Source organism: Serratia sp. 506_PEND (assembly GCF_001076875.1).
Lineage (GTDB): Bacteria > Pseudomonadota > Gammaproteobacteria > Enterobacterales > Enterobacteriaceae > Serratia > Serratia marcescens.
The window spans coordinates 1-11,850 of sequence record NZ_JVEL01000069.1; the positions used below are offsets into that span (position 1 = coordinate 1).

Annotated in this window: 12 protein-coding genes and 1 pseudogene; 7 read left to right on the top strand and 6 right to left on the bottom strand. The window is 60.6% G+C overall.

Annotated elements, in window-relative coordinates:
- From ADK28_RS02360 to bhsA, 4 genes and pseudogenes are all read right to left on the bottom strand, one after another.
- Positions 1–314 (bottom strand): annotated as a pseudogene (locus ADK28_RS02360) (cyclase family protein); the annotation flags it as partial.
- 221 nt (positions 315–535) lie between these two features.
- Positions 536–748, bottom strand: a complete 213-nt coding sequence (locus tag ADK28_RS02365) for a DUF1471 domain-containing protein (RefSeq protein WP_004936800.1) — start codon at positions 746–748, stop codon at positions 536–538.
- Between the two features lie 231 nt (positions 749–979).
- Entirely contained in the window at positions 980–1,729 is a 750-nt protein-coding gene (locus ADK28_RS02370; RefSeq protein ID WP_048794783.1) for a 3-oxoacyl-ACP reductase family protein, read from the bottom strand.
- Between the two features lie 149 nt (positions 1,730–1,878).
- Positions 1,879–2,139 carry a multiple stress resistance protein BhsA gene (bhsA, locus tag ADK28_RS02375; RefSeq protein ID WP_033639277.1) on the bottom strand — a complete coding sequence of 87 codons (261 nt, stop codon included), beginning with the start codon at positions 2,137–2,139 and terminating at the stop codon, positions 1,879–1,881.
- Positions 2,140–2,334: 195 nt separating this feature from the next.
- Between bhsA and ADK28_RS02380 the strand changes: the two genes are divergently transcribed.
- From ADK28_RS02380 to ADK28_RS02400, 5 genes are all read left to right on the top strand, one after another.
- Positions 2,335–2,778, top strand: a complete 444-nt coding sequence (locus ADK28_RS02380) for a lipocalin-like domain-containing protein (protein WP_033639278.1) — start codon at positions 2,335–2,337, stop codon at positions 2,776–2,778.
- On the top strand, positions 2,775–3,443 hold the full coding sequence (locus ADK28_RS02385; RefSeq protein WP_016930257.1) for a glutathione S-transferase family protein: 669 nt from the start codon (positions 2,775–2,777) through the stop codon (positions 3,441–3,443). Before ADK28_RS02380 ends, ADK28_RS02385 begins: the two co-directional genes overlap by 4 nt.
- A gap of 47 nt (positions 3,444–3,490) precedes the next feature.
- Entirely contained in the window at positions 3,491–3,898 is a 408-nt protein-coding gene (locus tag ADK28_RS02390; RefSeq protein WP_033639279.1) for a VOC family protein, read from the top strand.
- A 332-nt stretch (positions 3,899–4,230) separates the two neighbouring features.
- Entirely contained in the window at positions 4,231–5,592 is a 1,362-nt protein-coding gene (locus ADK28_RS02395) for an NCS2 family permease (protein WP_004936819.1), read from the top strand.
- A gap of 197 nt (positions 5,593–5,789) precedes the next feature.
- Positions 5,790–7,439: a Na+/H+ antiporter gene (locus ADK28_RS02400; RefSeq protein ID WP_016930255.1), complete on the top strand. Its 1,650-nt coding sequence runs from the start codon at positions 5,790–5,792 to the stop codon at positions 7,437–7,439.
- A 76-nt stretch (positions 7,440–7,515) separates the two neighbouring features.
- On the opposite strand, the gene ADK28_RS02405 is transcribed toward ADK28_RS02400, so the two are convergent.
- A complete protein-coding gene (locus ADK28_RS02405) occupies positions 7,516–8,403 on the bottom strand; it encodes a LysR family transcriptional regulator (protein WP_016930254.1) in 888 nt (295 codons plus the stop codon).
- A gap of 140 nt (positions 8,404–8,543) precedes the next feature.
- Between ADK28_RS02405 and ADK28_RS02410 the strand changes: the two genes are divergently transcribed.
- Entirely contained in the window at positions 8,544–8,966 is a 423-nt protein-coding gene (locus ADK28_RS02410) for a CidA/LrgA family protein (protein WP_028127545.1), read from the top strand.
- Positions 8,959–9,648 carry an LrgB family protein gene (locus ADK28_RS02415; protein ID WP_004936833.1) on the top strand — a complete coding sequence of 230 codons (690 nt, stop codon included), beginning with the start codon at positions 8,959–8,961 and terminating at the stop codon, positions 9,646–9,648. Before ADK28_RS02410 ends, ADK28_RS02415 begins: the two co-directional genes overlap by 8 nt.
- Before the next feature lie 41 nt (positions 9,649–9,689).
- On the opposite strand, the gene ADK28_RS02420 is transcribed toward ADK28_RS02415, so the two are convergent.
- The coding region (locus ADK28_RS02420; RefSeq protein ID WP_048794784.1) for an amino acid adenylation domain-containing protein at positions 9,690–11,850 on the bottom strand (2,161 nt) is incomplete at its 5' end.

Here is an 11,850-nt window from a genome sequence, read left to right on the forward strand (position 1 = left end):
GTGAATTTATTTGGGCCAAGCGTTTTACCGTCCTGCTGACCAGGCTGAATATTATATAAGCGGAAGCTGCGGTGGCGGAACGCCGGGAAATCTTTATCGACGGGCACCGCCAATGGCAATGTCTTGCCTTGTTTTACCAACTGCACAGACTGTAATACGACCTCTGGCGTGAGCAGGTTGGCTGCGCCGATTTCGTCTTTTGCGCCGTAAACGGAAGGATACCAGTCTGACGACTGCGCGGCGGATTCTGCGGCGTGCGCGGGCACTGCGGCCAGCAAGGGCAGCAAGAGGGAGAGGCGATACAATGATTTCATCAGTGACTCATCCTTATAACGGAGTATTGCAGGGTGAATGAAAATGAGCCTCCGGAAATTGGCGGCGTGAGGCCGCCGAATAATAACCGGTGGAGAAAGAGGCTCATTTTTTAGTACGCGGGTGCTTTAGCGTAATGCTTTATAACGCGTGGTGAATAACCACCCGACGATGACTTCCTTATGCGGAAATAAATAACGCCGTGCGAGCGGCGTCATTGATATTATTTTTTCAGCTCTGCACTCATGGTGACGAAATTGCCCATGTAGGCGCTGGTGATTTTGTAGCCGCTTGCGCCGGCCTCTTGCGCTTTTTTAGCGATGAGGGCTTCGGTGGAGTCCAGCGTTCTGCCGGTTGCGGTCACGCTTTCTGCCGCGGCGTTAAACGACAGCATGGAAAACAGAGCGAGTGAAATAACGGTGGTCATGGTTTTCATATCTTTATCCTGTGTTCGAAGGTTCGAAAAATAAGGGTGTCCGGTACGACACGATGGAGCGAAGGATAAAGACGTCGGCCTGGTGAATAAATAACAGAATCGTCAATAAACTATTCCATTTTTGCGCATAAACTAATTCTATTATTGTCTTTGAAGGCGAATATGCCGTGCGAGGTGGGGAGCGGTCGTCGGCGAGCGAATGAAAAAAAGCCCCTTGCGGGGCTTTGATCGCTACGCCGAAAAACCGCCGTCGATGCTCAGGCTGGCGCCGGTGATATAACCCGCCTGCGGGCCCGCCAGGTAGGCGACGAAACCGGCGATCTCTTCATCTTTGCCGTAACGGCCGATCGCCATCAGCTGCTTGAGCTGATCGGCGAACTCGCCGGCGTCCGGGTTCATCTCGGTATCCACCGGGCCGGGCTGCACGTTATTGACGGTGATGCCGCGTGGGCCGAGATCGCGCGCCATGCCCTTGGTCAACCCGACCAGCGCCGATTTGCTCATCGCGTACACCGCCGCGCCGCCGAACGGCACGCGCTCGGCGTTGGTGCTGCCGATGTGGATGATTCGGCCGCCGTCGTTCATGTGGCGCGCCGCCTCCTGGCTGGCGACGAATACGCTGCGCACATTGACCGCCAGCATGCGATCCAGGTCGTCCAGCGCCAGTTCCTCGGTGCCGCCCAGCGTAAATACCCCGGCGTTGTTCACCAGAATATCCAGGTTGCCGAAGTGACTCACCGCCTGGCGAACCGCCTGCTGCAGCGCCGCCGCATCGGCGCTGTCGGCCTTGATGGCGAGGACTTTGCCGCCGGCGGTGGTAACGGCGCTCGCCACCGCTTCGGCGCGATCGGCCGAGGCGGCGTAGGTAAAGGCGACGGCGGCGCCCTCGCTCGCCAAGCGTTTAACGATGGCGGCGCCGATGCCGCGGGAACCGCCCTGAACGAATGCGACTTTGCCTTGCAGTGGGAGTGCTGTGGTCATGTTATTTCTCCAAAGTGGGTGAGGGTAAGGCGTTATTCCCAGTATCGGTGAAATGTCCGGCGGCCACTGTTCACAAAGAGCTTTGCCTGCCCACAACGAGAAAAGCCCCTTGCGGGGCTTCTTTCTTCCGTCGGTTGGCTGTCCGACGATCAGTTGAAGATTTCTGCGGTGCCGTACAGTTTGTTCTGACCACCGGCGGCGACGATGCGGTAGGAGCTGGCGCCCGACGCGGCGGCTTTGCTGGCCAGTTCGCTTTCCAGCGCGCTCAGGTTAGCGGCGCCGCTCACGGTGACGACGCCGATCTTCTGGGCGTCTGCAGCAGGTTGACTGGAAGGCAGGTCAGCGGCGAAGGTTGCGAAAGAAGCGGTAGCCAGCAGCGCAGCGGTAGCAAAAATTTTGACGTTTTTCATGATGCGTTCCTCAGAGTGTTTGTTAGGTGAGAGCCCGTTGTCTCTCGATGTGTTAAATACTAGTGCACCGGATGTGAATAAAAAATCGGAGAGTTTTGAGTATCTTTGTCAAATAAATTGATTGTTTTTCATCCGCTGGCGCGGGGCAAAAATCGCCACTACCCTTTACAGACGATCCTTAACCGGAGAAGCGTCATGACGATAAGCGCGTTTATCGGCAGTTGGGCGTTGGTGTCGTCGGTGTTCAAAAACCAGAACGGCGAGCTGAATTACCCGCTGGGCGAGCAGGTGTTGGGGCGCATCCACTATGAGGCCAACGGCACGATGGCGGCGCAGCTTTACAGCGCCGTGCGGCCGCGTTTCGCCGCCGCCGATTTGGCGCAGGGGTCTGAGCGGGAGATCCGCGCCGCCTTCATCAATATGATTTGCTACTTTGGCCACTATCAGGTGGAAGAAAGCGAGCAGCGGGTGGTGCATCAGGTCGAAGGCTGTTCGTTCCCCAACTGGGTAGGCAGCCGTCAGGTGCGTTTTTACGCTTTCAGCGGCGATCGGCTGACGTTGCGCACGGTGCCGCTGCAGCTCGGCAACGGCGTGCAGGTTGGCGAACTGGTGTGGCAGCGGACAGGGGCTTCGTCATGATCATCGTTCATCATCTCAATCACTCGCGGTCGCAGCGCATTCTGTGGTTTCTGGAAGAGCTGGGCGTGCCTTATCAGGTGCAGCGCTACGAGCGCGATCCGCAGACCATGCTGGCGCCGCCGGCGCTGAAAAAGATCCACCCGCTGGGCAAATCGCCGGTGATCGTCGATGGCGATCTGACGCTGGCGGAATCCGGCGCCATTATCGAATACTTGCAGGAAGCCTACGACGCACAGGGCATGTTTATGCCAACCGACTTCCACGCGCGTCAGCAATACCGCTACTGGCTGCACTACGCCGAAGGATCGCTGATGCCGCTGTTGGTGATGAAGCTGGTGTTCAGCCGTCTCGGCCAGCCGCCGATCCCCTGGCTGCTGCGGCCGGTGGCCGGCGCGATCGGCAAAGGCGTGCAGCGGGAATACCTCGACAAGCAGATCGCGCCGCACTGCGAATACCTCGAACAGCACCTGAATAAGGGCAGCTGGTTCGTTGGCAACGACTTCAGCGCAGCGGATATTCAGATGAGCTTCCCGCTGGAGGCGATGGCGGCGCGCGGCGCGTTGGATGATTGCCCGAAACTGCGCGGCTTCCTGCAGCGCATTCACGCCCGGCCCGCCTACCAGCGAGCATTGGAGCAGGGCGGTCCTTACGACCTGCTGAGTTAAGCGGATGGGCTATACTCGATGGGGTCATTCTTCATCGGAGGTAGCCCATGGCTACGCAAATCTTCGTTAACCTGCCCGTACGCGATCTGCCCGCCTCAATGGCGTTTTTTACCCAGCTCGGCTTCAGCTTCAACCCGCAATTTACCGACGATACCGCCGCATGCATGGTGGTCAGCGACACGATTTACGTGATGCTGCTGACCCACGACAAATTCAGGATGTTTACCCCGAACCCGATCGGCGATGCCAACCAGGCCACCGAAGTGTTGGTGTGCCTGTCGCAACCCAGCCGGGCGGCGGTGGACGAACTGGTGCGCAAGGCGGTCGCCGGCGGCGGCAACACCTACCACCCGCCGCGGGACTACGGCGTGATGTACGGCCATGGATTTCAGGATCTGGACGGTCATATCTGGGAATTGATGTATATGGATCCCGCTGCGGTGCAGACGCAATAACCCCGCCATGACGGCGTTCGCCGGGGCGACCGTCGTCCCGGTTTTATCGCGCGAGCGCCATTACCGCCGCTTTCTGCATAAATTGCCGCGATCTTTAGTTGATTAGACGCTAGGGAAGGCAGGATAATCGTTTGCCTTGAATAAACCACCATAAATCACCCGTACCGCGCGCTGCGAGTTAAACGTTTGCCTGGGTGCGCATCGCCGTTGGCGGTGTGGCATAAGGGCAAGGATGCGGAACGTGACGTAAACGATTACGTGGCGATCGGGCGCGGGCGAGATTACAGGCCTGCTGTGACGGGCCGATTCATGAAACACAGGGGAAGTAACCTATGTCGAACTCTCAAGCGAACCACGCCGCAAAACCAACCGGCGGGCTTGATGGCTATTTTAAAATTTCCGCGCGCGGCAGCAGCGTGCGTCAGGAGGTGGTGGCGGGGCTGACCACCTTCCTGGCGATGGTGTACTCGGTGATCGTGGTGCCGAGCATGCTGGGCAAAGCGGGTTTCCCGCCGGCGGCGGTGTTCGTCTCCACCTGCCTGGTGGCCGGTCTGGGGTCGCTGTTGATGGGGCTGTGGGCTAACCTGCCGATGGCCATCGGCTGTGCGATCTCGTTGACCGCCTTTACCGCCTTCAGCCTGGTGCTGGGCCAACACATCAGCATTCCGGTGGCGCTGGGCGCGGTGTTCCTGATGGGCGTGCTGTTTACCATTATCTCGGTCACCGGCATCCGCGCCTGGATCCTGCGCAACCTGCCGATGGGCGTGGCGCACGGCACCGGCATCGGCATCGGGCTGTTCCTGCTGCTGATCGCCGCCAACGGCGTCGGCCTGGTGGTGAAGAACCCGCTGGATGGCTTGCCGGTGGCGCTCGGCGCGTTCACCTCTTTCCCGGTCGTCATGACGCTGGTCGGCCTGGCGGTGATCTTCGGCCTGGAGAAACTGCGCGTGCCCGGCGGCATTTTGCTGGTGATCATCGCCATTTCCATCATCGGCCTGATCTTCGACCCGGCGGTGAAATACCAGGGGCTGTTCGCCATGCCGAGCCTGGCGGACGCTGACGGCAAGTCGTTGATCTTCAGCTTGGACATCATGGGCGCATTGCAGCCGGTGGTGTTGCCGAGCGTGCTGGCGCTGGTGATGACTGCGGTGTTCGACGCCACCGGCACCATCCGCGCGGTGGCCGGGCAGGCCAATCTGCTGGATAAAGACGGGCAGATCATCAACGGCGGCAAGGCGCTGACCTCGGATTCCCTGAGCAGCATCTTCTCCGGCCTGGTGGGCGCCGCGCCCGCTGCGGTTTACATCGAGTCCGCCGCCGGCACCGCCGCGGGCGGCAAGACCGGCCTGACCGCCACCGTGGTCGGCATTCTGTTCCTGCTGATCCTGTTCCTGTCGCCGCTGGCCTATCTGGTGCCGGTTTACGCCACCGCGCCGGCGCTGATGTACGTCGGCCTGCTGATGCTGAGCAATGTCACCAAGCTGGACTTCAACGACTTCGTCGACGCGATGGCCGGCCTGCTGTGCGCCGTGTTCATCGTGCTGACCTGCAACATCGTCACCGGCATCATGCTGGGCTTCAGCTCGCTGGTCATCGGCCGCATCTTCTCCGGCGAATGGCGCAAGCTGAACATCGGCACCGTGCTGATCGCCGTGGCGCTGGTGGCGTTCTACGCCGGCGGCTGGGCGATTTAAGCCCCTTGGGTTTCCCTCGCCCGCCGGGCGGGGGAGCCTGTTACGGCAATTCCCTTCTTAAGATAAGTCTTCTTCTGCTCTGCACCGCGTTTTGAAAGGCACAACAAGCTTTAACGGCTGTAAAAAAAGTGATCTACTATCGTGACCAACGCAGGCCCTGAGCCGATGTCGTCTGAATCGTAGAGTCTAAGGAAAGCATGGAAATCTTTTTTACAATCCTCATTTTGATCCTGGTGGTCTCCCTGTCCGGGGTGGTGACGCGCATGTTGCCGTTCCAGGTGCCGCTGCCGCTGATGCAAATCGCCATCGGGGCCCTGCTGGCCTGGCCGCATTTCGGGCTGCACGTCGATTTTGATCCCGAACTGTTCCTGGTGCTGTTCATCCCGCCGTTGCTGTTCGCCGACGGCTGGAAAACGCCGACGCGGGAGTTCCTGCATCACGGGCGTGAAATTCTCGGCCTGGCGCTGGTGCTGGTGCTGATCACCGTGGTCGGCGTCGGTTATCTGATCTACGCCATGGTGCCGGGCATTCCGCTGGTGGCGGCCTTCGCGCTGGCGGCGGTGCTGTCGCCGACGGATGCCGTGGCGCTGTCCGGCATCGTCGGCAAAGGGCGCATTCCCAAGCCGATCATGGGGGTGCTCGAGGGCGAGGCGCTGATGAACGACGCGTCCGGCCTGGTGTCGCTCAAGTTCGCCATCGCGGTGGCGATGGGCACCATGGTGTTCACCGTGGGCGGCGCGACCCTTGAATTCCTCAAAGTGGCGATCGGCGGCCTGCTGGCCGGCGTGGCGGTCACCTGGACCTACAGTAAATCGCTGCGGGTGATGAGCCGCTGGAGCGGCGACGATCCGGCGACCCAGATCGTGTTCCTGCTGCTGCTGCCGTTCGCTTCTTATCTGATCGCCGAACATATCGGCGTCTCCGGCATCCTGGCTGCGGTGGCGGCGGGGATGACCATCAGCCAGTCCGGCGTGATCCGCAACGCGCCGCTGGCGATGCGCCTGCGCGCCAACAGCGTGTGGGCGATGCTGGAGTTCGTGTTCAACGGCATGGTGTTCATCATGTTGGGCCTGCAGCTGCCGGGCATTCTTGAAACCTCCATCCTGCAGGCGGAGCTGGATCCGACCATCCAGACCTGGTATCTGTTCGCCGACGTGGCCACCATCTACGCCGCGCTGCTGGTGCTGCGTTTTACCTGGCTGTGGATAATGAAGAAGGCCAGCAACCGCTTTATGAAAAAGCGTCCGCTGCAGTTCGGCGATTACAGCACGCGTGAGCTGTGGGTGGCGTCGTTCGCCGGGGTGCGCGGGGCGATTACCCTGGCCGGCGTGCTGTCGATACCGCTGTTGCTGAGCGACGGCACTGCCTTCCCGGCGCGCTATCAGCTGGTGTTTATCGCCGCCGGGGTGATCCTGCTGTCGCTGATCGTCGGCGTGCTGGCGTTGCCGCTGCTGCTGCGTGGCGTGCAGGTGGCCGACAAGAGCGCCAGCAAGCAGGAAGAGCGCATGGCGATCGCCATGGCGGCCGAGGTGGCGATCGAGAGCGTGAATAAAATGGAAGAGCGCCTGGTTGCCGATACCGAAGAAAACCTCGATCCGCAGGTGTTGAAAGAGGTCAGCTCGCGGGTGACGGGCATGCTGCGGCGGCGTATCGCGTCGAAAGACGATATCGAGAATGCGTTGGCGATGGAAAACCTCGAGCGGCGTTTCCGCCTGACGGCGCTGCGCGCCGAGCGCGGCGAGCTGTACCATCTGCGCGCCACGCAGAAAATCAGCAACGAGACGCTGCAAAAACTGCTGCACGATCTCGACCTGCTCGAAGCGCTGTTGATCGAGCGCGAAGGGTAAACCTCAGAGGGGGAATTAACGTTTTTCCTCTTTATTTCTGTCCTGAAGGGCCGCCTGTGCGGCCCTTGTTTTTTGGCTACTTGAGCGGCGGCCAGTAGTCGCGGCAGCAGGCGATCCAGGCCTGCGCGCTGTGCGACAAGTAGCTGCCCTGGCGCCAGATCAGGCCGATTTTCCACTCCATGCGCGGCTCCAGCGGCAGCCAGACCAGGTTTTCCTTGTCCAGCCAGCGGCAAACCGGCTCCGGCAGCATGGCGATGCCCACGCCGGCCTGCACCATCGAGGCGAGGAAGTCCCATTGGCCGCTGCGCACCGCGATTTGCGGTTCAAAACCGGCCTGGCGAAACGCCTTCATCAGCATCTTGTACAGCGCAAAGTCTTCGTTATAAATCAGGATCGGGCTGTCGGCCAATTCGGCGATATTGATGCGGGTGCGGTTGAGCCACTGCGGCGTGCGCGGCGCCACCACGCACATCGGGTGGCCCAGCAGCGGCAGAAAGGTCAGCGGCTGCGCCGAATCGAAGGGCAACACGGTCATCGCCAGATCCAGTTCGCCGGACATCACCGCCTGTTCGACCGACAGCCCGCCCAGTTCGGAAATCTTCAATTCGATGCCGGGGTAGGTCTGGCGAAAGCGGCGGATCAGATCGGCGATCTGCCTGCCGACCATCGGCGGAATGCCCAGCCGCAGCACGCCCTTTTTCACCGAGCTGATGTCTTCCAGTTCCGCCTCCAGCTGGCGGAATTCGTCGAGGATCGTCAGGCCGCGCTGGTACACCGCCTGGCCGCTGTCGGTCAGGCGCAGCTTGCGGCCTTCGCGGATCAGCAGCGTGCATTCCAGCTCTTCCTCCAGATGCCGCAGCATTTTGCTGATGGTGGGCTGGGTGACGAACAGTTTTTCCGCCGCGCGGGTGAAGCTTTGCTGGCGCACCACTTCAACGAAGTAGCGCAGGGTGCGGACATCCACGTTAGGGTTCTCCTTGGGGACGCTACCGGCGGGAAACTATTCCCGGACGGCATGATGACGATAATTTTAATTCATTTCAGGCGTGGTTTCCCGGCTGCGTATACTGTAGGCCGTCAATTTATTGTTCGAGGTCATCTTTCATGTCTCTGGCGTTACGCCGCGTTGCCCCCTCCCTGCTGACCCGTTTGCAGGTACCGATCCAGGTGGCGTTGTATGCGGCGCTGTTTCTGATCGCCGATCGTCTGGTGCAACAATTCCACCTGCCGCTCCCCGCCAATATCGTCGGCATGCTGATGCTGCTGGCGCTGATCCTGCTGCGCATTCTGCCGCTCAGCTGGGTCAAGGCCGGCTCCCGCTGGCTGCTGGCGGAAATGCTGCTGTTTTTCGTGCCGGCGGTGGTGGCGGTGGTCAACTATGCCCAGCTGCTGATGGTCGAGGGCTGGAAGATCTTTCTGGTGATCGCGATCAGCACCATGCTGACGCTGGGCGCCACCGGGCTGGTGGTGGACAGGGTGTATCGGCTGGAGATTTGGCTGCAGCGGCGGAAGCAGCGCCATGAATGATTTTATCCTTAGCCTGGCCTGTTTTCTGGCGACGCTGGCGCTCTATTTCGCCAACAAGAAACTCTATCGCCGCCGCCGCACGTTGCTGCTGATGCCGCTGGTGCTGACGCCGATGATTCTGGTGTTGCTGCTGGTGGTCACCCACATCTCCTATCAGGACTACATCGGTGAAACCCACTGGCTGCTGTGGCTGCTGGGGCCGGCGACCATCGCCTTCGCGGTGCCGGTGTACGAGAACCTGCATATCATTCGTCGCCACTGGCTGTCACTGACCGCCGGGGTGACGACGGCGGTGCTGGTGGCGGTGTACAGCTCGGTGTGGCTGGCGCGTTTGCTGACGCTGCCGGAAGAGGTGCAGCGCAGCCTGGCGGTGCGCTCGATCACCACGCCGTTTGCGCTGGAGGCCGCCAAGCAGATGGGCGGCCAGCCGGACCTGGTGGCGCTGTTCGTGGTGATCACCGGGGTGTTCGGTATGGCGGTGGGCGACATTCTGTTTCTGCGGCTGGCTGTACGCAGCCGCCTGGCGAAAGGGGCCGGCTTTGGCGCATCGTCGCACGGCGCCGGCACCGCCCGCGCCTATGAACTGGGGCCACAGGAGGGCGTAGTGTCGAGCCTGGTGATGATGTTGGCCGGCATTATCACGGTGGTGGCCGCGCCACTTATCGGCCGGCTGATGTGGTAAGGAGGCGGTCTGCGGCGAACGGCGCCGCAGACCGTAGAGCGTCAAGGAAGGTTGCCGAGCATCGCCGGTGTGCGCGATGACTGGCGCAAGGCGCGTCCTATCTCCTCGTGGCTGAAGATAATAGAGTGATGATTGCAGGGCAACGGATGCACCTGCAGATGTTGGCAGATTGCCGACAGGCCATTGTCGGCAATCGCCAGCAGCTCCCGCTCATCGCCCAGGTCGGTGATATTCAGATTTGCATCTTCGGTCGCCTTGAACAGCGTGATGCGTGCATGTTGCAACGGTGCGCTGAGCGTTTGTTTCGCCAATGTCAGCTCCGTCGGCTCGGCCTTTAATGCCCGGTCGGCGGCCTCGCCGTCAATACCCAACATGGCCAGCATCGCCGCCAGCATGCCCGGCTCGCTGCGGATCTGGAATGGGGTTCGGTAGAAGGTATCAAGCAGGAACAGTTGGATATCGCGATAGCCTTGGCTTTCCAGTTGAGCAGCCATCTCCAGCGCGATCAGGCCCCCTAGCGACCAACCCAACAGACGGACGGGGCGCGCCGGCGACAACCGCATATGGCCGAGATAATACGCCGCCAGCTCGCGTAGCGAAGTGATGTGCGGCTGTTGGAACAGGTTATAATTGTTGATGCCTAACACATTGAAATCTTTTTCTAAATAGTTCGCCAGATCGCGATAAACATCGCAACCGGTGACGGCGGGATGGATCATCCAAACGCTGTCGGGGGTGATGGCGTGGTTCAGGCGCTCTACCTGTTTAAAGGTAAAACTGGCCTGATTCAGACGCGTCAATAGCTGCTGCAGGGGTTCGGAGGTGGCTGGAGCCGTTGCGGGCACGCCGTCGGTGAGGATACGGGCCTGGCCGCGCAGCGTCGAGTGAGCAAACAGCGTCTTAATGCCTAACGAATGCCCGTGTCGCTTCAGTTTAACCAGCAGTTGAATGGCGTGCAGCGAATGGCCGCCCAGCGCGAAGAAATCATCGTCGCGGCCAATGCGCGTTGTGCCCAGCAGTTCGCTCCACAGTTCGGCCAACTGCTGTTCCAGCTCGCCTTGCGGGGCTTCATAAGCAGCGGTTTCCTGCATGTTGGCCGGTGCCGGTAACGCTTTGCGATCCAGCTTGCCGTTGGGCGACAGCGGAAAAGCATCCAGCCGGATAAAACAGGACGGCACCATAAAGTCCGGCAGGTGTTGCTGCAATTGCCGACGCCATTCGGCGGCGGCGGCCGTTTGCTCTGGGGCGATGACATAGGCGACCAGGCGCTTGCCGCCGCTTTCGTCTTCCCGCGCCAGAATGGCCGCGTCTTCAACCCCTGAACACTGTCTGAGCTGTTGCTCGATCTCACCTAATTCAATGCGCAGGCCGTGGATTTTGACCTGGAAATCGTTTCTGCCCAGATACTCAATGTTGCCATCCGGCAGCCAGCGGGCCAGATCGCCGGTTTTATACAGGCGGGCCTGCGGCTCGGCGCTGAAAGGGTCGGCGATAAATCGCTCGGCGCTCAGCGCCGCGCGGTTCAGATAACCACGGGCAACCTGAATACCACCGATATGCAATTCGCCGGCGATGCCAGGCGGTAACGGTTGCAGTTGGTCATCCAGAATATGGAGCTGGGTATTGGCGATCGGTTTACCGATCGGTACCAGTGGGCGAGGATCATCGGGCAGGCATTGCCAACTGGAAACGTCTACGGCGGCTTCCGTCGGGCCGTAGAGATTGTGCAGTTCCGCCTGCGGCAACTGCTGCAGGCAACGTTGTACCGTAGCGAGCGGCAACGCCTCGCCGCTGCACACGATGCGTTTCAGGGAGGCGCACTGCGCCATATCGCCGTGGCGCAGAAACAGTTGCAGCATAGAGGGGACGAAATGCAGTGTGGTGACGCCATGTTGTGCGATGCAGGCGCTGAGATAATCCGGTTCCTGGTGACCGCCCGGTTTGGCGATGGCCAGCCGGGCGCCGACCATCATCGGCCAGAAAAACTCCCACACAGAGACGTCGAAGCTGAACGGCGTTTTCTGCAGCACGACATCATCCGGCGTCAGTGTATAAGCCTTTTGCATCCACAGTAGTCGGTTGATCACCCCGCGGTGTTCGTTCATCACCCCTTTGGGTTTCCCCGTCGAGCCGGAGGTGTAAATCACATAAGCCAGGCTGCGCTGTGGCTGGGAGACGGTGCTGGATATCGATGCGTTGGGC